A 23,261-nucleotide genomic window follows, 5' to 3' on the forward strand; every position below is an offset into this window, starting at 1 on the left:
GCCGCCGGAGGCATCCGTTGATCCGCTCCGCCCGGGTGAGGGCGCTGTTCGCCCTCGCCGTCGTCGCCGTGTCCCTGTACATCACCCTGACCGTGCCCGTCCGTCTCGGACTCGATCTGCGCGGCGGCACCCAGATCGTGCTGGAGACCCGGTCCACACCGGCCGCCGAGGCCGGCCGCGCGGCCACCGACCGCACCCTGGAGGTGCTGCGCGGCCGGGTCGACGCGCTCGGTGTCGCCGAACCGACCCTCGTCCGCTCGGGCGCGCACCGGATCATCGTCGAGCTGCCGGGCGTGCAGGACCCGAAGGAGGCGGCGGGTGTGGTGGGCCGCACCGCCCAGCTGGCCTTCCACCCGGTCCTCGGCCCGGCCGGCGCCGGCGCCGGCGCGCCCCCCTCCGCCGCGGCCCCCGCCGGCGAACAGGTCCTGCCCGACGAGTCCGGGCAGCGGCTGCGGCTCGCCGCGCCCGCCCTGACCGGCAAGGACGTACGGGGCGCCGACGCCCGGTTCGACGCGGACAGCGGCGCCGGATGGCACGTCACCGTCGACTTCGACCGGGCGGGCCGGGGCCGCTGGGCGGAGCTGACCGGCCGGGCCGCGTGCCGGCCGGCGGGCGACCCCGCGCGCCGGGTCGCGATCGTGCTGGACGGCCGGATCATCTCCTCACCCCAGGTCGGTCCCCCGGTCGGCTGCGGCACGGGCATCACGGGCGGCTCCACGCAGATCACCGGCTCCTTCGGCGACCGCGAGGCCCGCGAACTGGCCCTGCTGGTCAGCGGCGGCGCCCTGCCCGTGCCGGTCGAGACGGTGGAGCAGCACACCGTCGGCCCGGCCCTCGGCGCGCGGGCCATCACGGCGAGCGCCTGGGCCGCGGCCGTCGGCACCGCGCTGACCGCGCTGTTCATCGTCGTGACGTACCGGCTGATGGGCGTCCTGGCGGCGGTGGCCCTGCTCTCCTACGGGTTGATCTCCTACGCCGCCCTGGCGATGCTCGGTGCCACGCTGACCCTGCCGGGCCTGGCCGGCTTCGTCCTGGCGATCGGCATGGCGGTGGACGCCAACGTGCTGGTCTTCGAACGTGCCCGGGAGGAGTACGCCGCCCGGCAGCGGCCCACCGTCCGCTCGGCACTGAGCGCCGGGTTCCGCAACGCCTTCAGCGCCGTCGCCGACTCCAACGTGACCACGCTGATCGCGGCCGGCCTGCTGTTCTTCCTGGCCTCGGGTCCGGTGCGCGGCTTCGGGGTCACGCTCGGCATCGGTGTCCTGGCGTCCATGGTGAGCGCGCTGGTGGTGACCCGGGCGCTCGCCGACCTCACCGTCGGCCGCCGGTGGGTGCGCCGCCGCCCCTCGGCCACCGGGCTGGCCACCACCGGGCGGGTGCGCGACGCGCTGGTGCGGCGGGCGCCGCGGCTGACGCGCCGGCCGTGCCGCCGGCTGGCCGTGTCCGCCGTGGTGCTGGTGCTCGCCGGGTCGGGCGTCCTGGTGCGCGGCCCGCAGCTCGGCGTCGAGTTCACCGGCGGCCGGATGATCGCGTACGAGACCGTGCGGGCCGTGGATCCCGAGCGCGCCCGTGCCGCGCTGGCCGGCGCGGGACTCGGCGGGGCGGTCGTGCAGTCCTTGGGGGAGCGGGGGCTGACCGTGCGCACCGGGGAGCTGACCGACACCGAGGCGGCCGGGGTGCAGCGGACCCTCGCCTCGCTGGGCGGGGGCGCGGTGCCCGTGCGCGACGAGCTGATCGGGCCGAGCCTGGGCGAGGAGCTGCGCCGGGGCGCCCTGATCGCGCTCGCGGTGGCCCTGGGCGCCCAGTTGCTGTACCTCGGGGTCCGCTTCCGGTGGCGGTTCGGCACGGCGGCGGTCGTGGCCCTCGCGCACGACGTGGTCGTCCTCGTGGGGGTCTTCGCCTGGCTGGGCAAGCCGCTGGACGCGGTGTTCCTGGCGGCGCTGCTCACCGTGATCGGCTACTCGGTGAACGACTCGGTCGTGGTCTTCGACCGGCTGCGGGAACTGCTGCGGCGCGAGCCCCGGGCGCCGCTGGACCGCCTCGCCGATCTGGCGGTCGTGCAGACGCTGCCCCGGACCGTGAACACCGGGACGGGCGCCCTGCTCATTCTTTGCTCTCTGGCCGTCCTGGGCGGGGACTCCCTGGCCGATTTCGCGCTCGCGCTGCTCGTCGGGCTCACCGTCGGGACGTACTCCTCGGTGTTCACCGCCGTCCCCGCCGCGGTCGCGCTGCACGGCCGTGGTCGGCGGAGCATGCCCGGCCGGAAGCGATCCGAAACATAGCTTTCCGGACCCTTGCTGGGTGCAACTATTGCAAAAGGCAAAGAAAGCCCCTGTATAGCTATGCTCAACTCTGCGTAGCCCTATGGGAACGCACCGTTCCGATGCGTAAGGCTGGCCCCACCAGCACCGGTCGTCCGGGCATGACCACCCGCGGCCGGTGTGCCGCCGACTTCATAGGGGATGTGAGCGCAGTGGGACGGCGCGCGGCACGAAAGGAAGCGGAACGAATGGCGGCCCTGGCCGCCGATCAGTTGCTTCAGGCGGGGCGCATACTGCGACGCTCCGTGACCACTCCCGACCTGCGGGCGGTCTTCCGCACCGACCAGGGCGTCAACGACGCCCCCTACCGGGAGCGCTGGGCGCACGACAAGGTGGTGCGCTCCACGCACGGCGTGAACTGCACCGGCTCCTGCTCGTGGAAGGTGTACGTCAAGGACGGGCTGATCACCTGGGAGACCCAGGAGACCGACTACCCCTCCACCGGCCCCGACCGGCCCGAGTACGAGCCGCGCGGCTGCCCGCGCGGCGCCTCGTTCTCCTGGTACACGTACTCGCCGACCCGGGTGCGCTACCCGCACGCCCGCGGTGTGCTCCTGGAGATGTACCGCGAGGCCCGCGAGCGGCTGGGCGACCCCGTGGCCGCCTGGGCCGAGATCACCTCGGACCCGGACAAGCGGCGCCGCTACCAGGCGGCGCGCGGCAAGGGCGGCCTGGTGCGCGTGGGCTGGGACGAGGCCCTGGAGATCGCCGCCGCCGCCCATGTGCACACCATCGCCGCGCACGGGCCGGACCGGATCGCCGGGTTCTCCCCGATCCCGGCGATGTCGATGGCCTCGCACGCGGTCGGCGCCCGGTTCATGTCGCTGATCGGCGCGCCCATGGTGTCGTTCTACGACTGGTACGCGGACCTGCCGATCGCCTCCCCGCAGGTCTTCGGCGACCAGACGGACGTACCGGAGTCCGGGGACTGGTGGGACGCCGCGTACCTGATGCTGTGGGGATCGAACGTGCCGGTGACGCGGACCCCGGACGCGCACTGGATGACCGAGGCCCGCTACCGCGGCCAGAAGGTCGTCGTGGTCTCGCCGGACTACGCGGACGCCACCAAGTTCGCCGACGAGTGGCTGCACCCGCACCCCGGCACCGACGGGGCGCTGGCGATGGCCATGGGGCACGTGATCCTCACCGAGTTCTTCGTGCGCCGCCGGGTCCCGTACTTCACCGACTACGTCCGCCGCTTCACCGACCTGCCCTTCCTGATCGAGCTGGAGGAGGACCCGCGCCGGCCGGGGTCCTTCGTGCCGGGCAAGTTCGTCACCGCGGCGATGCTCGGCCTCGACGAGGAGTCGGGGGAGGACGCCCGGTGGAAGCCGGTGCTCCTCGACGCGGTCTCCGGACGGCCCGTCGTCCCCCATGGCACCCTCGGCGACCGCTGGTCCAAGCTGGGCGAGGGCCGCTGGAACCTGGACCTCGGGGACGTCGAGCCCGAACTGACCCTCCACCGGCCGGGGGGCGGCGGCGACAGCGCCCGCGTGCTGCTGCCGCGCTTCGACGGCCAGGGGTCCGGTGGCTGCTCGGTGCGCGGCGTGCCGGTGCGGGAGGTGGGCGGACGCCGGGTGACGACCGTCTTCGACCTGCTCCTCGCCCAGTACGGCGTCGCCCGCGAGTCACTGCCCGGCGAGTGGCCCGACGGCTACGACGACGCCTCCCAGCCGCACACGCCCGCCTGGCAGGAGGCCATCACGTCGGTGCCGGCCGCGGCGGTGGTGCGGGTGGCTCGGGAGTTCGCCCGCACGGCGGAGCAGTCCCGGGGCCGCTGCACGATCGTCATGGGCGCGGGCACCAACCACTGGTTCCACTCCGACACGATCTACCGCTCCTTCCTCACCCTGCTGCTGCTCACCGGCTGCCAGGGCGTCAACGGCGGCGGCTGGGCGCACTACGTCGGCCAGGAGAAGGTGCGGCCCTACGCGGGCTGGCAGCAGCTCCAGTCCGCCGCCGACTGGGTCCGCCCCTCCCGGCAGGTCGCGGGCACCCCGTACTGGTACCTGCACACCGACCAGTGGCGCTACGACGGCCACGGCGCCGACACGCTCGCCGCGTCCACCGGCAAGGGCCTGTTCGCCGGCCGGCACACCGCCGACCTGGTGGCGCAGTCGGCGCGGCTGGGCTGGATGCCGTCCGCGCCCGCCTTCTCCGCGAACCCGCTCGACCTGGGCCGCGCGGTGCGCGAGAGCGGGCACGAGCCCGGCGAGTGGGTGGCGTCCCGGCTGGCCGCCGGGGAGCTGTCGTTCGCCTGCGAGGACCCGGACGCCCCGGAGAACTGGCCGCGCGTGCTCACCGTGTGGCGGGCCAACCTCATCGGATCCTCCGCCAAGGGCAACGAGTTCTTCCTGCGCCACCTGCTCGGCGCGAGCGACAACGCGCACGCGGCCGAGGCACCGCCGCAGGCCCGGCCCCGGGACCTGACCTGGCACGAGGAGGCGCCGCGCGGCAAGCTCGACCTGCTGCTCGCCCTCGACTTCCGGATGACCTCGACCACGCTGATGGCCGACCTCGTCCTGCCCGCCGCCACGTGGTACGAGAAGCACGACCTGTCCAGCACGGACATGCACCCCTTCGTGCACGCCTTCTCGCCCGCGATCAGTCCGCCCTGGCAGGCCCGCACCGACTTCGAGATCTTCCACGCCCTGGCCCAGAGGTTCAGCGAACTGGCCGCCGGCCGCCTCGGCGTGGCCTACGACCTGGTGGCCACCCCGCAGCAGCACGACACCCCCGGCGAGACCGCCCAGCCCGGCGGCACCGTGCGGGACTGGCGCGAGGAAGGGCGCTCCCCCGTGCCCGGCCGCGACCTGCCGCAGTTCACCGTGGTGGAGCGGGACTACACCGCCGTGGCCGACCGGCTGGCCGCGCTCGGACCGCTGTGCGAGGAGCAGGGCGTCACCGTGAAGGGCGTCACCGTCCGGCCGGGTCCCGAGGTGCGCTGGCTCGGCGCCCGCTGCGGCACCGCCGCGGGCCCCGGGCCGGCCGGGGGGCGCCCGCTGCTCGACACGGACGTGAAGCTGTGCGAGGCGATCCTCGCCCTGTCCGGCACCACCAACGGCCGGATCGCTGCGGAGGGCTTCGAACGCCTCGCCGAACGCTGCGGGCCCGAGGCCGGGTTCGAGACGCTCGCCGAGTCCGTGCACGAGCGGCGCGTGGTCTTCTCCGACACCCAGCAGCGGCCCGTCCAGGTCGGCACCAGCTACGAGTGGTCCGGCAAGGAGGCACCCGACCGGCGCTACGCGCCCTTCACCGTCAACACCGAGCACAAGAAGCCCTGGCACACCCTCACCGGCCGCCAGCACTTCTACCTGGACCACGACTGGATGGCCGAACTGGGCGAGCAACTGCCCGTCTACCGGCCGCCGCTGGACCTGAGCGCCGAATCGGTCGCGGGCGAGCGCGAGGTCGGCGTCCGCTACCTCACCCCGCACTCCAAGTGGTCCATCCACTCCGAGTACCAGGAGAACCTGCTCATGCAGACCCTGGCCCGCGGCGGCCCGGTGATCTGGATGAGCGTCGCCGACGCCGAGGCGATCGGCGCCGCCGACAACGACTGGGTGGAGGCGGTCAACCCCAACGGTGTCGTCGTCGCCCGCGCCGTCGTCTCCCACCGCATGCCGGCCGGCACGGTGTTCATGTACCACGTGCAGGAACGCCTGGTGAACGTGCCGCGCTCGGAGGCCACCGGCCGGCGCGGCGGCGTGCACAACGCGCTGACCCGCATCCTCGTCAAACCCACCCACCTCATCGGCGGCTACGCCCAGCTCTCCTTCGCCCCCAACTACTACGGGCCCACCGGCAACCAGCGCGACGCCCGCACCGTCATCCGCCGCCGCGCCCAGGAGGTGCAGTACTGACATGCGCGTCTTGAGTCAGGTCGCCATGGTCATGAACCTCGACAAGTGCATCGGCTGCCACACCTGCTCGGTCACCTGCAAGCAGACCTGGACCAACCGCACCGGCACCGAGTACGCCTGGTTCAACAACGTCGAGACCCGCCCCGGCCAGGGCTACCCCCGCGGCCACGAGGACCAGGACAGGTGGAAGGGCGGCTGGCGGCTGGACGGGCGGGGCCGGCTGGTCCCGCGCTCCGGGGGCCGCGCCCGCCGCCTCGCCCGCCTCTTCGCCAACCCCGAACTCCCCTCCCTGAAGGACTACTACGAGCCCTGGACCTACGACTACGACACCCTCATCTCCGCCCCGCTCGGCGACGACCTGCCCACCGCCCGCCCCCGCTCCCTGATCGACGGCCGCCCCACCGACGTCACCTGGGGTCCCAACTGGGACGACGACCTCGGCGGCGGCCCCGAGCACCTGTCCGCCGACCCCGTGCTCAAGTCGATGAACGAACGGGTCAGGCTGGAGTACGAGCAGGCGTTCATGTTCCACCTGCCGCGCATCTGCGAGCACTGCCTCAACCCGAGCTGCGTGGCCGTCTGCCCCTCCGGCGCGCTGTACAAGCGCATCGAGGACGGCATCGTCCTCGTCGACCAGGACCGCTGCCGCGGCTGGCGGATGTGCGTGAGCGGCTGCCCGTACAAGAAGGTGTACTTCAACCACAGCACCGGCAAGGCCGAGAAGTGCACCTTCTGCTACCCGCGCATCGAGGCCGGCGAGCCGACCGTCTGCTCGGAGACCTGCGTGGGCCGGCTGCGCTACCTCGGCGTGATGCTGTACGACGCCGACAAGGTGGGCGAGGCCGCCTCCGTCGCCGACGAGAAGGACCTCTACGAGGCCCAGCTCGGCTGCTTCCTCGACCCGCACGACCCCGAGGTGGTGCGCGCCGCCGAGGACTCCGGCATCCCGCACGACTGGATCACCGCGGCCCGCCGCTCCCCCGTGCGCGACCTCATCACGACGTACCGCATCGCCCTGCCCCTGCACCCGGAGTACCGCACCATGCCCATGGTCTGGTACGTCCCGCCGCTCTCCCCGGTGGTCGACGCGCTCACCCGCAGCGGCCACGACGGCGAGCACCCGGCCCCCCTGTTCGGCGCCATCGACGCGCTGCGCATCCCGCTGGAGTACCTGGCCGGGCTGTTCACCGCGGGCGACACCGCCCCCGTGGAGGCCGCCCTGTGCCGGCTGGCCGCGATGCGCGCCCACATGCGCCGCGTCAACCTCGGCGAGGACCGCGACCCGGCGATCGCCCGCGGCGTCGGCATGGACGAACGCGGTCTGGAGGCCATGTACCGGCTGCTCGCGCTGGCCAAGTACGAGGAGCGGTACGTCATCCCCACCACGTACGTCGCCGACGGCGGCGCCGGCGGCCCGCACGAGGCGGGCTGCAGCCTGGAGGGCGACGGCGGACCCGGCATGTACGGCACCGACGGCGCCGGGGCCTTCCACGCCTCCCCCGTCCCGGCCGCCGCCCCGGCCGAGCGGTCCGCGCTGCGCGGCCGGGTCAACCTGCTCAACTGGAACGGGCGCGGCAGGCCCCGCGGCCTCTTCCCCGACCGGTCCGCCACCGGGAGCGCCGAGGGATGAACCTGCACCGCGCGGTCCACCAGGCCGCCGCCCTGCTCCTGGACCACCCCGGCGAGGACTGGCCGCACCGGCGCGAGACGGTGGCCGGCGCGATCGGCCCGCTGCCCGGCGAGGCCCCGGCCCTGCTGCTGCGCTTCTGCCGGTGGGCGGCCGGCACCGCACCGATGGACCTGGCCGCCGGCTACGTCGCCACCTTCGACCGCACCCGCCGCCGCACCCTGCACCTGACCCACTACACCGACGGCGACACCCGCCGCCGGGGCGCCGCCCTCGCCGCGCTCAAGGCCGTCTACCGCGAGCACGGCTGGGAGCCGCCGCCCGGCGAACTCCCCGACCACCTGCCCTCCCTGCTGGAGTTCGCCGCCCGCTGCCCCGACCCCGGCACCGGCCTCCTCCGGGAGCACCGCCCGGCCATCGCCCTGCTCGCCCACGGCCTGGAGACCCACCACAGCCCCTACGCCGACGTGGTCCGCGCGGTCCTGACCACCCTGCCCGCCGGCGCGCCCGCGCCGGCGCGCCCCGCGCACCCGGCCGCCGGGCCGCACCTGCTGCCCTTCCCCCCGCCCGACTCCCCGCTCCTGCCCGTGCCGTACCCCGTCCGGCACGCGCCGGGCGACGAAGGAGTACGCCGCTGATGAACCCTCCCCGCCTGCACGCGCAGCACCTGGACATCGCCCTGTGGGGCGTGCTGCCCTACCTCGCCCTGGTCGTGCTGGTCGCCGGGACCGCCTGGCGCTACCGCTACGACCGCTTCGGCTTCACCACCCGCTCCAGCCAGCTCCACGAGTCCCGCATGCTCAAGGTCGGCGGACCGCTCTTCCACTACGCCCTCTTCCTGGTCATCGGCGGCCACGTCATGGGCCTGCTCGTCCCCGAGGCGCTGACCCGGCGGCTGCGGGTCAGCGAGGAGCAGTACCACGCGGTCGCCCTGGCCATGGGCGGCACCGCGGGCGTCGCCGCCGTGGCCGGACTCGGCCTGCTGCTGTACCGGCGGCTGCGCGTACGTCCCGTGCGGCAGGCCACCAGCCGCGGCGACCGCCTGACCTACCCGCTGCTGACCCTCGTCCTGCTCGCCGGGCTGACCGCCACCGTCTCCTCGGCGGCCAACCCCTACGACTACCGGCTCGGCGTCTCCGTCTGGTTCCGCAGCCTGTTCACCCTCGACCCCGACGTCACCGCCATGGCCCACGCCCCGCTCGTCTACAAGATCCACGCGCTGCTGGCCATGGCCCTGTTCGCGCTGTGGCCGTTCAGCCGTCTGGTGCACGCCTTCGCCGCCCCGCTCGGCTATCTGGCCCGCCCCTACGTCGTGTACCGCTCCCGGGGCGGGGCCGGCCGGGGCACACTGGCCGGGCGCCGGCCGGGCCGGGCGCCCGTGCGCTGAGACACATCACCCCGGCGCCGGGCAACGCGCGGGGCCGGATTCCGGTCCATACGGTTGTGCGCACGTTTGCGTGGGAACTGCTTCGAGGAGCCGAGCGGTGGTGCAACGGAACGGAAGCCCGGTGGAGCCGGACAGGGCGATGATGTGAGACCCGGCGGGCCGGACGCCCGACGGCGCGGGCGGGACACGGTGTCCCGGCTCGCGCTGTTCGTCGTACGCACCCTGCGCGGCGAGTGGCACGCCATGGTCGTCGACCCGGTGCGGCAGCTGCTGCGCCGCGGCCTGTCCGGCCTGGTGCTCGCCTTCGTGGCCGCCTTCGGCGTGATCTTCTTCCACGCGGTCGCCCAGCACCCGGCCGGTGAGGCGGCGGTCCGGGCGGCCGGCGGCGTCCAGGCCGACCTGCCGCTGTGGCTGGCCCTGGCCCGCACCCCCGTCTCCCTCTACGTGCCCGCCCTGGACCTGCCGGTCTGGGCGGGCATCACCCAGCTCTTCCTCGCCTTCGCCCTCGCCGAACTCACCCTGGGCCGCGCCCGCACCCTGTTCATCTCCTACGCCGCCACCCTCGCCGGCACCTTCACCGTGCGCGTGATGATCGCGATCGGGCCGGGCTGGTGGGGGTTCGGCCTGCCCCCGGAGACCGGCCACGTCCTCGACACCGGCCCGTCGGCGGCCGTCGTGGGCCTGTTCACCTACCTCTCCGTGGTCCGCCGCGCCCCGGTCGTCTTCTTCCTCACCGGCGGCTCGATGGTCGTCGAGTCGGTCGTCCGCCCCAACCTGGCCGGCCGCGAGCACCTCATCGCCGTGGCCGCCGCGATCGTCCTGGCCCTGGTCCACGAACGCGCCTGGCGCCGCCTGCGGTCGCCGCGCGGCCTGCGCGCCGCCGCCCCCGCCGCGCCCGCCGCCCCGCGGGCCGCCGTCGTCCGTCCCGGGCCCGTGCCGCGGTACGCGGACACGGCACCGGCACTCCACGGCGAGCGGGTGCCGGGCGGCCGCGCCGGGGGAGGCCGGGTGAGGGACGAACGGGACGCGGCGGGTGCCCGTCCCGTTCAGGAGGAGCTGACCGACCGGGCCTGAGAGCCGTCCGGGGCGCGGCGCTGGCCCGGCAGGTGCGGGGGGCGGGCCGCGGACCCCTGCCCCCGGCGCGGCCTGCGCTGCGGCCAGAACAGCACGTACAGCGCGGAACCGGCCGCGAACGCCAGCCGGATCAGGCCCTGCGCGGAGTCCGAGGGCACCAGCAGGGCGCTGCCGTACAGCGAGATCAGCGCTATCCAGCTGACCCACGGCACCAGCCGCCGCTGCCCCACCGAGTCCCAGATGAGCGTGCCGAGCAGCACGGAGGCGTTGTAGTACGTGTACACGCTCGGGTCCAGCACGATCCGCGCGTCGGCGGCCAGCACCACCACGGCCGCCCAGCGGCCCCGGCGCACCGCCAGCGCGCCGAGCGCGATCCCGAGGCCCATCTGGGCGGGCCGGTCCCACCAGGGCGTGGCCGGGTCGTTCACCCCGAACCAGCGCAGCGCGGAGGCCGGCTGGTTGGGGATGGTGAACCGGGCGGCGGCGAACGTCTCCAGGTGGGTCAGGTAGAACGGCAGCCAGGCGGCGGCCACCAGACCCACCGTCCAGGCCGCCGCGCGCAGCCGCGCGGGCCGGGGCAGGGCGAGCAGCAGCGGCAGGAAGCCCACCGCCCACGGCTTGGAGTCCACGGCCAGCGCGAGGAACACCCCGACGGCGGTGGCGTTGCCGCGCACCAGGGCGCGGACCGCCAGGGTGGTGAAGAACAGCGCCAGTACGTCGTCCAGGTGCGCGAACCGCACCGAGACCTCCACCCACATGGGGATGAAGGCGGCACCGGCGACCAGGACGCGCTGCTGGAGGCGCTTGTGGTTGGTCCCGGTGCCCAGGCCGTAGTCGGCGGCCGTCCGGCCGATCAGCACCAGCATGTACAGGCCCAGGCCGGACATGAACGCCTCGGCGAGGTTCTCGCCCAGGGCGGGCGGGAACGGCCCGAACAGCGCGGCGACGAGGAAGGAGACCGGGCCGATCTGGAGTTCCGGGTGGTGGGCGTACAGCGCGAGGCCGCCGCCCGGCACCTGGTTGAAGAGCAGTTCCTCACCGCTCCTCAGATAGTGCCAGGACACGGCCCCGTGCCGTTCGGCCACCAGGAACCACAAGACCGTCCACCCGGTCAGCAGAGCGGTGTGCCGGCGCAGGGGGTAGCGGCCGAAGCGGCCGAGCCGCCCACCGCCGCCGGCCGTGCTCGCCGCTCTCTCGCCGTTCCGCACGTTCCGTCCTTCCGTCACCTGCCCGCCCCGTCAGATGCGGATCGGCCGGGTGCGGTTCAGCGCAGCACCCTAGCCCAGGCGGGTGAAGAGAGGTCGGCGCCGTCGAGGACGGTGCGGGCGGCGGCCCTCACCTGCGGCGCGGACGCGGACGGCCCGCACAGGGCGCCGATGACGTAACGGTTGAGGGCGTCGTCGACGGGGCTCGGTTCGAAGCCGGTGCCGTCGGCGTTCAGGCGCTCGTACTTCATCAGGTTCCAGCCGGCCGCGACCTGCCGCCGGCCGTCCGGGCTGGACAGCGCGATGGTCCCGGCGCCGAACACCGCCCCGTCGTGGCCCCAGAAGCGTCCGCAGCCGGGGATGTCGACGGCGTAGAGACCGAGGCCGTAGGCCATGCCGTCCACCGGGACCGTGCGCTGCATCTCCTTGAGCGCGGCCGGCCCGATCAGACGGCCGGTGAGCAGGGCGCGGTAGAAGCGGTTCAGGTCGTCGGTGGTGGAGACCACCGCGCCCGCCGTGTACGCCCAGGACATGTCGTAGACGCTGTAGTCGCGGGGCGGGTCGATCAGCCCGTAGAAGTTCTCGTACATCCGCGCGTGCGGGCCCCGCAGCGCGGGGGTGCGCGGGTAGGAGGTGTGGCGCAGGCCGGCCCGGTCGATGACGTGGCGGGTGATGTACGCCTCCGGGTCCTGGCCGGTGACCTTGGCCAGGAGCAGTCCGGCGATGACGTAGTTGGTGTTGGAGTAGTGGCCGGGCAGCGAGCCGGGCGCTCCGGTGGCGGGCGCGGCGAGGCCCAGGCGGACCAGTTCCCGGGGGCTGATCGAGCGGAACCGCTCCTCGTCGAGGCTGGCCGTCGAGCCCTTGGCCAGGGACGGGAAGGCCCCCACGACGTAGTCGCCGATGCCGCTGGTGTGGTTCAGCAGCATGCGGACGGTGATCCGCCGCCCGCGCTCGCCCGGTATCAGGCCGGGGAGGTAGTCCCCGACGGGCGCGTCCAGCCGGATCCGGCCGCGTTCGGCCTGCTGGAGCAGGGCGACGGCGGCGAAGGACTTGCTGATGCTGCCCACCCGGTGCCGCATGTCCGGCCGGACCGGGCGGCCGGTGTCCACGTCGGCGACGCCGGACGCGCCGGCCCAGCGCCGGCCGCCGTCGCGGACGGAGGAGTAGATGCCGTACATGCCCGCGTCGTGCACGGCGCCGAGCGCGCCGCCCAGAGCGGCGGGGTCCAGAGCGGAGGCGGCCGGTGCCGAGGCGGCGGGCGCGGCGGCAAAGGTGTGGGCGAAGGCCGCGGGGGCGGCGGCGGGGGTCAGTGACAGGACGGTGGCGGCGACGGCGGTTGCGGCGATCCTGCGGATGCGCAAGGGGCTTCCCTTCCCTCGGGTCCGAGCATGTCCCCGTCATCCTCGGGGATCATGAGGGGGTGTCACATCCTTCCGGCGGACGAGACCGGGCGCCGAATCCGCGCAGGAGTGTCACACAGGCTCCACACAGGGCCCCGGGACGCTTGTTAGCGTGACTGGCCGCCCGGCAGCCGACCCAGGAAGACCCGCATGGACTACTGCTCCACATGCCGACGGCACCTCAACGGTGCTCTGGTCTGCCCCGGTTGCGGGGCGTACGCGCCGGACATAGCCCCGAACGCCACCGCCGACGCGGCGGTCCCGTTCGCCCCGGGCCCGGCGGCGGACCCGGCTCACGAGCCGTTCGCGGAGCCCGGCGCGCCCCTCGCCGCCAAGGGCCCGGCCGCTCATGGCGGCCCTGATTCCCTGGACCTGCCGGTGACGGAGGACCTGTCGCCGGCGCCGGTGCGGGAGCGGCCGGGACGGGCGGCGCGGCGCCGGCAGCGGGCCCGCTGGAAGAAGACCCAGCGCCGGGCTCTGGTCGCCACCGCGGTGGCCCTGGTCGGCGGCGGTCTGACCGTCGCCTCGATGGACCGGCACACCGCCGACCGCGCCCAGGCGGCCCCCGCGCCCAAGGACCTGCACCCGGACAGCCTGGCCGTGCAGCCCGCCCGGCCGGACGGGACGGTCCCTTCCCCCGGCGCCCGGCACGCGAAGCCCGCATCCTCCGCCCGGACCTCCGCGGCCGGCCCCGCGCCCACCCGGTCCGCGTCCGCCGGGACCTCCCGCGACGCCACCGCGCAGCAGGGCGTCCGCCCCTACACCGCCGCCCCGCACGCGGCGGCGGACCCGGCCGGGCCGCCCTCCACGCACCCGGCGACCGGCCAGGACCACCGGGCGGGCACGTCCACGGCCACGGCCCCCGGCTCGGGCTCGGGCTCGGGTTCCGGTTCCGGTTCCGGTTCCTCCGGATCGTCCTCCGCTTCGGGCACCGGCGGTGCGGCCCCGGCCGGTTCCTCGGGCACGACGGCGCAGCATCCGTCGTCCGGTTCCGGCACGGCGGGCGGCTCCTCCTCCGGCACCGCGCCGGCCGGCCCCGCCGCCACGGACCCGGCGTCCCCGTCCTCCCCCTCGTCCCCGCAGCTCTGCCTGCTGGTCCTCTGCCTGGGCTGACACCCGGTCAGCCGGCGGCGGGCCCCGGCTCGTCGAAGCTGGCGAAGTAGGCCGCGGCCATGTCCTCGCCGCCGTGCCCCTGGGCGGCCGCGCGGGCCAGGCGCTCCGCGCTCGCGGCGGCCACGTCGAGGCGCACACCGTGCCGCTCACCGGCCTCGACGATCAGACGGGCGTCCTTCTCCGCGGTGCTCACGGCGAAGCTCGGCGGCAGCAGCCCGCCGTCGAGGATGAGCCCGGCCTTGGCGTGCAGGTAGCCCATGTCGAGCGGGCCGCCGGAGATCAGGTCGAAGAAACCCGCCGGGTCCACGCCGAGCCCCTTGGCCAGCGCCAGGGTCTCGCCGGCGGCCGCGGTGACCGCGACGACCCAGCTGTTGGCCACCAGTTTCAGCCGGGTCGCACCGGCCGCAGCGCCGTCCTCGCCGGTCCACACGGTGCGCGCGCCGACCGCGTCGAACACGGGCGTCACCGCCTCGCGGCCCTCGGCGGGTCCGGCGGCCAGCACGGTGAGCTGCCCCGCCTCGGCGGGCTGCCTGGTGCCGAGCACGGGGGCGTCGTAGAAGAGCAGGCCGTACCGGCGGGCCAGGTCCGCGAGTTCGCCGGCCGACTCCACCGCGGCGGTGGTCGACTGCGCCCAGACGGCGCCCGCGCGGGCCGCCGGCGCGGCCTCGCGCATCACCTCCAGCACCGTGCCGCCGTCGTACAGCATCGTCAGGATCACGTCGGCGTCGCGGACCGCGTCGGCGGCGGAGCCGGCGACCTGCGCGCCGTCGGCGGCCAGGGGGCCGGCCTTGGCGGGGGTGCGGTTCCAGACCCGGACGGTGTGTCCGGCACGCAGGAGGTTGCGGGCCATCGCGGCGCCCATGATGCCGGTGCCCAGCACACCGACGGTCCGGGTCCCGGTGGTCAGGTCAGCCATGTCGTTCCCTTCACGAGGCCTGTGGACGGATGCCGTGCACCCGGTCATTGTCCGCCCGGTTCAGTGTTCCGGCCCGCCCGCCGCCTTCGCCGTGCCCGGCAGCAGCGGCGTGAGGATCTCCGCCGTCCGCGCCTGGGACGTCGTGCCGATCCGGACGGCCGCGGCCCTGCCCTCCGGGTCGACGACCACGGTGAAGGGGATCGTCTGCGTGCTCACGAGGCCGTGCGGCAGCCGGAGGACCTGCTTGCCCGCACATTGTCCTCACCGCGGCCGGCGGCCCGGAGCCGGGGGCCGCTTCGGCCACCGCCCGCGCCGGACGCGAGCCGCCGCGGGACCGCCCCGGGTGCGCGGCATCACCCTGCCCGCCGCCGGACACCACCCCACGCCCCCAGCCCCCGCCGCCGGACACCACCTCGTGCCCCCGGCCCCCGCCGCCGGACACCACCTCGTGCCCCCGGCCCCCGCCGCCGGACACCACCTCGTGCGCCCAGCCCCCGACAGCACACCGGCGTCCGGGCCCCGCCGCACGGCGGCGGACCGGCGCCCGACCCCGGCCCCTTGGCAGGGTGAGCGGACCGGGCGGAGACCGCCCCGCGCGGACGGCCAGGCAGAGACCGGCCCGTCACGAGCGGACCAGGCGGAGACCGACCGGACACGAGGGGGCCGGGCGGAGGCCGGCCCGCGCGGGCGGTGCGTGGGCCGGGGCTAGGCGAGCCACACGGTGGTGTCCGGGGCGAGCCGGCGTCCGCTCAGCGGCGCGCTGCTCAGCAGCACCTCACCGGGCGGCAGCGCGACCTCCGTGTCCGACAGGTTGGTGACACACCGCCAGCCGTCACGGCGGGCGAACGCCAGCACACCCGCCGGGGTGTCCTCCGCCCAGGTCAGCGACTCGCCCGCGAGCAGTTTGCGGCGCAGCCGCAGGGCCGTGCGGTACAGCTCCAGCGTCGAGCCCGCCACGCCGTCCTGCGCCTGGACGGCGTACGCCGCGAAGTGCGCGGGCTGCGGCAGCCAGGCCCCGGCCGGACCGAAGCCGTACGACGGCCCGGTCGTCGTCCACGGCAGCGGCACACGGCAGCCGTCCCTGCCCTTGCGGACGTGGCCGGTCTGCTCCCAGACCGGGTCCTGGAGCACCTCGGCGGGCAGGTCGGCCACCTCGGGCAGGCCCAGTTCCTCACCCTGGTAGAGGTAGGCCGAACCGGGCAGCGCCAGCATCAGCAGGGTCGCCGCGCGGGCGCGGCGCAGTCCGGCCTCCGCGTCGAGGGCGGGCGCGCGGCCGCCGGACAGCAGCCAGGCGTTCTCGTCCGTGCCCGGCGGCAGCATCAGCCGGGAGGCGTGGCGGACCACGTCGTGGTTGGACAGCACCCAGGTGGCCGAGGCTCCGGCGGCCCGGGCGGTGTCCAGGGAGGCGGCGATGGTCCGGCGCAGCGCGTCCGCGTCCCAGCCGGTCTGCAGGTACTCGAAGTTGAAGGCCTGGCCCAGTTCGTCCGGGCGCGCGTACAGGGCGCGCCGCGCGTCGGGCACCCAGGCCTCGGCGACGGCCGTGCGGGGCGGTGTGTAGGCGTCGAAGATCTTGCGCCAGTCACGGTAGATCTCGTGGACCTCGTCGCGGTCCCAGTACGGGTGGCTGCCCGGCTCGACGCGCGGCAGCGCGTCCTCGCCGGTGGCGCCGAGGTTCCCGACGTCGCGCAGCGGCTCGTCGAGGTCCTTGACCAGGGCGTGCGCCACGTCGACGCGGAAGCCGTCCACACCCCGGTCGGACCAGAAGCGCAGGGTGGTGCGGAAGTCGGCGCGGACCTCCTCGTGGGCCCAGTTGAAGTCGGGCTGCTCGGGCGCGAACAGGTGCAGGTACCACTGTCCGTCGGGCACCCGCTGCCAGGCGCTGCCGCCGAAGACGGACTGCCAGTCGGTGGGCGGCAGTTCGCCGTGGGCGCCGCGCCCGTCCCGGAAGACGTACCGGTCGCGGGCGGCCGAGCCCGGCCCGGCCCGCAGCGCCTCCTGGAACCAGCGGTGCCGGTGCGAACTGTGGTTGGGGACGATGTCGGCGATCACCTTCAGACCCAGGCGGTGCGCCTCGGTGACCAGCGCGTCGAAGTCGTCGAGGGTGCCGAGGCGGGGGTCGACGTCCCGGTGGTCGGCGACGTCGTAGCCGCCGTCGGCCAGTTCGGACGGGTAGAACGGGCTGAGCCACACGGCGTCCACGCCGAGGGCGGCGAGGTGCGTCAGCCGCTGGGTGATGCCCCGCAGGTCGCCGAGACCGTCGCCGTCGGCGTCGGCGAAGCTGCGGGGGTAGACCTGGTAGACGACGGCCTGCCGCCACCAGTCGGGACTTCGGGAGGACAGGTCGGGCGGCGTGTCGTCGGTGCGGTCGGTCACGCGGTCTCCTCTGTGTGCGGCGGAGCGACACAGAGAATCTGTCCAGATCACCGGAAAAGCCAACACGCCGTGCCGTACCGGCGCACAGGGGAACGACCGGGCGGGGTGGGGTGACGGCGTGGCGCGCGCCTGGCGGGGGCGCCCTGCCCCCCAACGGGCCCCGCACCAGGCGGGAGCACCGTGACACCGAACGGGCGCGGCACCGGGCGGGGACGCCGTCGCACCGGGCGGGGCACCGTCGCACCGGGTGAGGGCGCCGTGTGCCCGGGCCCGGCGCCCCTCCGGCCGCCGGGCCGGCGCCGCGGTGTCAGTCCGTGTCCGCCGCGCAGTGCTCCAGCAGGTGCCGTACGTCCTCGTCCACCAGCCGGTAGCGCACCACGCGGCCCTCCTTCTCGCCCTCCACGGTGCCCGCCGCGCGCAGCAGCCGCAGGGCCTGGGAGACCGCCGGGTCCTTCATGCCGGTGGCGACGGCGAGGTCGGAGACGGCCAGTGGGCCGGTGCGGTGCAGGGCCAGCAGCAGGGCGAGCCGCTTGGGGTCGGCCAGCAGCGAGAAGCGCTGCGCCCACGCGCGGACGTGACCGGGCTCCCCGATCGCCGCGATGGCGTCGCACACCCGGTGGCCGTCGATGGTGCGACGCTCCGCGCGGTCGGCAGGGACGAGATGCATGCCCCCATCCTCGCAGGCACCCGCGGGTGATCTTCGGCACCTGCGCAGGTATGCAGCTATGCAGGCGACGGTCCGTCCCTCTACCGTGGGCGGGCCGTGGTGCTCGGGAAGTCGGTGCGAAGCCGACGCGGCCCTCGCCACTGTGATCGGGGAGTTCCCCTTCCGTCCGGCATCCGCCGGGCCACTGGTCGCACGACCGGGAAGGCAGGAGGGGAGAACGTACGGACCCTAAGCCAGGAGACCGGCCACGGCAGCTCACGAAGTGATCCACGAGGTGCTGGAGCGTGATACCGGATGACCCTGCCCGAGCCTGTCCCGACGCCGACGTCCGCCCCCACGGGGCCCCCGCGGGCGTCCTTCCGCTGGCGCCGTGAGGACACCCTCAAGACCGCGGGCCTGCTGGCGGTGATAGCCGCCCTGCACATCGTCGCCTTCGGCATCCTGTTCCTGCTCGTCGTCCCCGAGCACTACCAGGTCGGCACCAAGGCCTTCGGCATCGGCCTCGGCGTCACCGCCTACACCCTCGGCATGCGGCACGCCTTCGACGCCGACCACATCGCCGCCATCGACAACACCACCCGCAAGCTGATGGCCGACGGCAAGCGGCCGGTGTCGGTGGGCTTCTGGTTCGCGCTGGGCCACTCCAGCGTGGTGGTGGCCATGGCCGCGCTGGTGGCGGGCGGCGCCCAGCTCGCCGGCACGCTGATGAACGACGACTCCCGTACGCACCAGACGCTCGGCATCGTCGGCACCACCGTCTCGGGCTCCTTCCTCTACCTCATCGCCGCCCTCAACCTGGTCGCCCTCGTCGGCATCCTCAAGGTCTTCCGGGCGATGCGCGCGGGCACGTACGACGAGCGGGAGCTGGAGGCCCACCTGGATTCACGGGGGTTCATGAACCGGATCCTGGGCCGCCTCACCAAGTCGGTGTCCCGGCCCGGCCAGATGTACCCGCTCGGCTTCCTCTTCGGCCTCGGCTTCGACACCGCCACCGAGGTCACGCTGATGGTGATGGCCGGTTCGGGCGCGGCGGCCGGACTGCCCTGGTACGCGATCCTCTGCCTGCCGCTGCTGTTCGCGGCCGGCATGAGCCTGTTCGACACCCTGGACGGCACGTTCATGAACTTCGCCTACCAGTGGGCGTTCTCGAACCCCGTCCGCAAGGTGTTCTACAACCTGACCATCACCGGCCTGTCCATCGCGGTCGCCTTCTTCATCGGCACGATCGAGCTGGTCGGCGTCCTGCACGACAAGCTCGACCTGAGCGACACGGTCACCGGCTGGATCGCCGGCCTCGACCTCGACCACGTGGGGTACGTCATCGTCGGACTGTTCGTGGTGGTGTGGGCGGCCGCGCTGGCGTACTGGAAGGTGGCCCGCGTCGAACAGCGCTGGGCGGTGCGGGTCGGGACCGCGGAGACCGACTAGGACCCGCCCGGCCGGACCGGGCGAGGACCCGCCGGGCGGGGCCGGGGCCGGGCCCGCCCGGCGGGGCCGGGCTAGGCTCCCGCGCCGCCCGCTTCGACGGTGGCCAGGTACAGCTTCACGTACCGCTCCACGTCGATGTCCAGGGCGACGTCCACCAGTTGCTGTTCGCGCGCCTCGCCGTGCAGTTCCGCCTCGCCGGGGCGCGCGCGGCGGTCGACGACCGTCTGCCCGCGCGCCGGGCCGGGTGCGAGGTTCACCTCGACCGGCAGCCGGCGCGTGGTCAGGCCCGCCGGGTCGGCGACCGCGCAGACCGCTCCCGCGTCACCGAGACCGCCCGCCGGGTCCTCCTCGCTCGTCACCGGGTCGCGGTGGGACAGCAGCCGGCCGGCCAGCCGCGCGCCCGCCTCGCCGCTGCCGCTCAGCCGCCGCACGTCAGCGGCCGGGACGATCACCCGCTCGAACACGTCGAGTCCGTACATCGTGACCGGCACCCCGGCGGTGAGCAGGACCGCGGCGGCCTCCGGGTCGTGCCAGACGTTGAACTCGGCGACCGCCGTGGCGTTCCCGGTGGCCACCGCGCCGCCCATGAACACGATCCGCTCGATGTTGCGCGTCACCTCGGGGTGGGTGCGCAGCAGCAGGGCGATGTTGGTCAGCGGCGCGGTGGGGATCAGGGTGACCGGGCGGGGCGAGCCGAGGATCTCGCGCCGCAGCAGCGTCACCGCGTCCACGTCGGCGGGCCGGCGGACCGGAGCGGGCAGGCGGAGGTCGCCCATGCCGTCCCGGCCGTGCACGTGGTGGGCGGTGCGCAGGGGCTCGATCAGCGGGCGTTCGGCGCCCCGCGCGACGGGGATCCGGGGCGCGCCCGCCTGCTCCAGCACGGTCAGCGTGTTGCGCACCACCTGGTCCACGTCCGTGTTCCCGGCCACGCAGGTCACCGCGCGCAGGTCGAGCCCCGGGTGGCGCACGGCGAACAGCAGGGCGAGCGCGTCGTCGACACCGGTGTCGCAGTCGATGATCACGGGCGTGGCGTCGGAGGCGGACTGCTCGGTCACGGCGGGCTCCCTCGGAAACGTCGGAAACGTGCGTGCGCTCCTTCGTACCGACCCTATGCCTGTGCGGCGGGCGGGCCTCACCCGGACGGACCGGCGCGGTGGTGGGGAGCCCGGCTCGGTGGTGCCGTGGGAGGACCGTCCGGTTCACGTCGTGCCCGTTCCCGTGGAGGATCCGCCCATGCCCCGTCCCCCGGCCGTCCGTGCCCTTGCCGCCGCCGTGCTCTGCGCGGGCGCCCTGCCGGCGGTCTCCGCCTGCGGCTCCGGACCGGCGGAGCGGGCCGCCGGTGCCTCGCCGTCCGCCGCCGCGGCCACCCGGCCCGCCGCCCCCGCCTCGCCGTCCGCCGCCGCGCTCACCGCCGCCCAGGCGCAGGCCGCGCTGCTCACCGTGGCCGACCTCGGTGTCCCCTGGGAGCCGACCGACGGCGCCGCGACCTGGCGGGACGGCATCCTCAAGGCGCGGGCCGAGGCGGCACCGGCGGACTGCCGGCGGCTGCTCGACGCGCTCTACGCCGACCAGCCGCTCGGCGCTCCCACCGGGACGTACGCGGTGACCGGTTTCGACGACGGCGACGACGGCGCCCAACTGCGCCACCAGGTCCTCTCACCGCGCCCGGCGGACGTGGACCGCGCGCTGGCGTGGCTGCGGACGCTGCCGAGGACGTGCGCCCGGTTCACGGCGACGACCCCCCGGGCGGGCGAGCAGACCGTGCGGGTCGGCGACCTGGCCCTGCCCGCCGCCGGCGACGCCCGGCAGGGACTGCGGGTCACCTTCACCGGACCGCCGGACGGGGCGGACGGCGCGGAGGGCACGGACGAGACGGACGGCAACGGCTCGGACGGCTCCGACGGGGCGGACGTCACCACGCTCACGCTGGACATCGTCGCCGTGCGCGTCGGCGGCGACGCGCTCACCCTCACCGACGGCGCCCCCGGCGCCCTCGCCTCCGACGCCACCGTCCAGGCGGTCCAGAAGGGCGTCGAGCGTCTGAAGGCCGTCCGCCGCGCCGGCCGCGCCCAGGCCTGAGCACCGGCCAGGGAGGGGGCCGGCGCCCCCGGGGTCACAGCAGCGGCTGCGCCGGTGCCGGGCCCAGGGTGGTCGTGCCCGGTGCCGTCCGGTGGCCCAGACCGGTGCGGTAGGCGTCCAGGGCCGCCTCCACCCGGCCGGTGCGGCGCAGCAGGTCACCGAGGAGACGGCAGAGGTCGGCCAGGTCACCGGCGGCGCCGGCCCGCTCCAGCAGGCTCAGCGCGCGGACGTAGTGCTCCTCGGCGGCCTCCGCGTCGCGGGCATCCTCGGCGATGATGCCGAGCAGGCGGTGCGCGGCGGCGGCGTGCATCGCGCCCCGTTCCGAGGAGAGGTCGCCGAGCACGTCCCGCAGCAGGTCCGCGGCCTCCCGCGACCGGCCGCGCCGGTGCAGGACGTCGGCCAGCTCGACGGCGACCTGCCGGGTGTAGAGCGCGGCCCGCTTGGCGGTCAGCATGTCCAGCGCTGCCCGCAACTCGCTCTCGGCCCGCTCCAGTTCGCCGTTCTGCGCGCAGACGTAGCCGCGCATCCAGTGGCAGTTGGCGAGTTCGGTGCGCAGCTGGAGGTGCCGGTACAGTTCGGCGGCCTTGGCGAGCGAGGCGTCCGCCTCGGCGATCCGGCCCTCGGCGAGCAGGGTGCGGGCCACCGACCGGTGCATACGGGCCACCAGCGCGGGATCGCCCGCCTGCGGGGCCAGCGCGAGGGCGAACTCGGCGGCCTGCGCGGCCCGCGCGTGCGCGCCCATGTCCATGTACGGCCCGATGACGCTCGCGTAGAGCAGCAGCAGGGCGTCGGGATCGTGCAGCCCGGCGCGGTTGAGTTCGTCGAGCGTGGACTCGAAGAGGTAGACGGCGTACCGCAGTTCGCCGGTGAGGTAGTGGGAGACGGCACGGCCGCGCAGGGCCGGGACGCGCGCGGTCAGCGGGGCGTCGGCCAGCACCCGTTCCGACCGTTCGAAGTACTGCCGCCCGCTCTCCAGCTCCCCGGTCTCCAGGGCGCACTCGCCGAGTCCGAGGAGCGCGTCGGCCTGGATGTCGGTGAGTTCGTGGTCCTCGGCCTCGGCGAGCAGCCGGGCGTACAGGCCGGCCGCCTTGCCGGTCTCCCCGGTGGCCAGGGTCCGCTGCGCCTCGGTCAGCCGCAGGCGCAGGTCGGTGGCGAGGTGGGCGGGGCGGCCGGTGGCCAGTTCCTCGAAGGCGACGCCGAGCCGTTCGGCGAGGTGGCGCAGCGCGGCCTCGGAGGGGCGCACCCGGCCGGCCTCCAGGGTGGAGACGTAGGCGGGCGTGTACGCGGGCTCGGCCAACTGCCGCTGTGTCATGCCCCGTTCGCGCCGCAGCCGCTGCACCCTGCGCCCGATGGTCTCCGGGTCGTCCCGCTTCGCCATGCGGTTCATCATGCCAGTAAGCGGGCTTGCCGAGCGGCCGGCACCGCCTCCTCCCCGCCACCGGGACGATCCGCCCGTCTGGCCTCAACTCCCGCTGCCCATGGTCCTGTTCCGCCCTTCGTTCCGGCCCTGCCCCTCTTCCGGCCGAGCGCTCCCACCCCCTAGGTTGGGGAGTACGTTAAACCTGCTTAACCCCCCACTGTCGTTCCCTGTCGCTGTGAGGTCGGTCGCCGTGCTCGGACGCCCTGTCGCGCGCCCTGGTCACATCCGTGGACGTCACGTCAGGGGCTTCGGCGCGGCCCTCGTCGCCGTCGCCGCCCTGGTCGCGGCGGCCAACGCGAACCCCGCCCCGGCCGCCACCGACCCCGCCCCCGCCCCCGCCCCCGTCCAGCAGGCCGCCGTCCAGGACCGCTAGTGGCGAGGCAGGCCG

18 protein-coding genes and 1 riboswitch are annotated in these 23,261 nt (G+C 74.9%); of the genes, 10 read left to right on the top strand and 8 right to left on the bottom strand.

Annotated features, from left to right (window positions below):
- Nucleotides 1-17 precede the first annotated feature (17 nt).
- The 6 genes from secD (at nt 18) to ABZ719_RS11425 (ending at nt 10,272) form a co-directional block, all read left to right on the top strand.
- On the top strand, nt 18-2,282 hold the full coding sequence (secD, locus tag ABZ719_RS11400; RefSeq protein ID WP_366724977.1) for a protein translocase subunit SecD: 2,265 nt from the start codon (nt 18-20) through the stop codon (nt 2,280-2,282).
- A gap of 227 nt (nt 2,283-2,509) precedes the next feature.
- Nucleotides 2,510-6,184, top strand: coding sequence for a nitrate reductase subunit alpha (locus ABZ719_RS11405; protein WP_366724978.1), 3,675 nt, complete (start codon nt 2,510-2,512; stop codon nt 6,182-6,184).
- Between the two features lies 1 nt (nt 6,185).
- Entirely contained in the window at nt 6,186-7,814 is a 1,629-nt protein-coding gene (gene narH / locus ABZ719_RS11410; RefSeq protein WP_366724979.1) for a nitrate reductase subunit beta, read from the top strand.
- Nucleotides 7,811-8,449, top strand: coding sequence for a nitrate reductase molybdenum cofactor assembly chaperone (narJ, locus tag ABZ719_RS11415; protein ID WP_366724980.1), 639 nt, complete (start codon nt 7,811-7,813; stop codon nt 8,447-8,449). Before narH ends, narJ begins: the two co-directional genes overlap by 4 nt.
- Nucleotides 8,449-9,198, top strand: a complete 750-nt coding sequence (gene narI, locus ABZ719_RS11420; RefSeq protein ID WP_366724981.1) for a respiratory nitrate reductase subunit gamma — start codon at nt 8,449-8,451, stop codon at nt 9,196-9,198. The genes narJ and narI overlap by 1 nt, the downstream gene beginning before the upstream one ends.
- 189 nt (nt 9,199-9,387) lie before the next feature.
- The gene (locus ABZ719_RS11425; RefSeq protein WP_366724982.1) at nt 9,388-10,272 is read left to right on the top strand and encodes a hypothetical protein; all 885 of its coding nucleotides are present in this window, start codon (nt 9,388-9,390) and stop codon (nt 10,270-10,272) included.
- On the opposite strand, the gene ABZ719_RS11430 is transcribed toward ABZ719_RS11425, so the two are convergent.
- Complete coding sequence (locus ABZ719_RS11430; protein ID WP_366724983.1) at nt 10,245-11,480, bottom strand: hypothetical protein; 1,236 nt, start codon at nt 11,478-11,480, stop codon at nt 10,245-10,247. The genes ABZ719_RS11425 and ABZ719_RS11430 overlap by 28 nt on opposite strands.
- 56 nt (nt 11,481-11,536) lie before the next feature.
- A complete protein-coding gene (locus ABZ719_RS11435; RefSeq protein WP_366724984.1) occupies nt 11,537-12,838 on the bottom strand; it encodes a serine hydrolase domain-containing protein in 1,302 nt (433 codons plus the stop codon).
- Between the two features lie 189 nt (nt 12,839-13,027).
- Between ABZ719_RS11435 and ABZ719_RS11440 the strand changes: the two genes are divergently transcribed.
- Complete coding sequence (locus tag ABZ719_RS11440; protein ID WP_366724985.1) at nt 13,028-13,990, top strand: hypothetical protein; 963 nt, start codon at nt 13,028-13,030, stop codon at nt 13,988-13,990.
- A 7-nt stretch (nt 13,991-13,997) separates the two neighbouring features.
- Here the strand turns inward: ABZ719_RS11440 and ABZ719_RS11445 are convergent, their stop codons facing one another.
- The 4 genes from ABZ719_RS11445 to ABZ719_RS11460 all read right to left on the bottom strand — a co-directional run bounded on the left by ABZ719_RS11445 (nt 13,998) and on the right by ABZ719_RS11460 (nt 17,946).
- On the bottom strand, nt 13,998-14,906 hold the full coding sequence (locus ABZ719_RS11445; protein WP_366724986.1) for an NAD(P)-dependent oxidoreductase: 909 nt from the start codon (nt 14,904-14,906) through the stop codon (nt 13,998-14,000).
- Nucleotides 14,907-14,966: 60 nt separating this feature from the next.
- The gene (locus tag ABZ719_RS11450) at nt 14,967-15,122 is read right to left on the bottom strand and encodes a hypothetical protein (protein ID WP_366724987.1); all 156 of its coding nucleotides are present in this window, start codon (nt 15,120-15,122) and stop codon (nt 14,967-14,969) included.
- A 489-nt stretch (nt 15,123-15,611) separates the two neighbouring features.
- Entirely contained in the window at nt 15,612-17,279 is a 1,668-nt protein-coding gene (locus ABZ719_RS11455) for a glycoside hydrolase family 13 protein (protein WP_366724988.1), read from the bottom strand.
- A gap of 307 nt (nt 17,280-17,586) precedes the next feature.
- Nucleotides 17,587-17,946 (bottom strand): metalloregulator ArsR/SmtB family transcription factor, encoded by a 360-nt coding sequence (locus tag ABZ719_RS11460; RefSeq protein ID WP_366724989.1) that lies wholly within the window; start codon nt 17,944-17,946, stop codon nt 17,587-17,589.
- 80 nt (nt 17,947-18,026) lie between these two features.
- Nucleotides 18,027-18,211: riboswitch (cobalamin riboswitch) on the top strand.
- Between the two features lie 29 nt (nt 18,212-18,240).
- Here ABZ719_RS11460 and ABZ719_RS11465 point away from each other — a divergent pair.
- Complete coding sequence (locus ABZ719_RS11465) at nt 18,241-19,374, top strand: HoxN/HupN/NixA family nickel/cobalt transporter (RefSeq protein ID WP_366724990.1); 1,134 nt, start codon at nt 18,241-18,243, stop codon at nt 19,372-19,374.
- A gap of 71 nt (nt 19,375-19,445) precedes the next feature.
- On the opposite strand, the gene ABZ719_RS11470 is transcribed toward ABZ719_RS11465, so the two are convergent.
- Entirely contained in the window at nt 19,446-20,429 is a 984-nt protein-coding gene (locus tag ABZ719_RS11470) for a nucleoside hydrolase (protein ID WP_366724991.1), read from the bottom strand.
- 178 nt (nt 20,430-20,607) lie between these two features.
- Here ABZ719_RS11470 and ABZ719_RS11475 point away from each other — a divergent pair, with 178 nt between their 5' ends.
- The gene (locus ABZ719_RS11475) at nt 20,608-21,453 is read left to right on the top strand and encodes a hypothetical protein (protein ID WP_366724992.1); all 846 of its coding nucleotides are present in this window, start codon (nt 20,608-20,610) and stop codon (nt 21,451-21,453) included.
- 34 nt (nt 21,454-21,487) lie between these two features.
- Here ABZ719_RS11475 and ABZ719_RS11480 read toward each other — a convergent pair whose 3' ends face one another.
- Complete coding sequence (locus ABZ719_RS11480; RefSeq protein ID WP_366724993.1) at nt 21,488-22,831, bottom strand: helix-turn-helix transcriptional regulator; 1,344 nt, start codon at nt 22,829-22,831, stop codon at nt 21,488-21,490.
- A 232-nt stretch (nt 22,832-23,063) separates the two neighbouring features.
- Here ABZ719_RS11480 and ABZ719_RS11485 point away from each other — a divergent pair, with 232 nt between their 5' ends.
- Nucleotides 23,064-23,246, top strand: coding sequence for a hypothetical protein (locus ABZ719_RS11485; RefSeq protein WP_366724994.1), 183 nt, complete (start codon nt 23,064-23,066; stop codon nt 23,244-23,246).
- The last annotated feature ends 15 nt before the right edge of the window (nt 23,247-23,261 follow it).

The organism is Streptomyces sp. NPDC006743 (assembly GCF_040703815.1).
Lineage (GTDB): Bacteria > Actinomycetota > Actinomycetes > Streptomycetales > Streptomycetaceae > Streptomyces.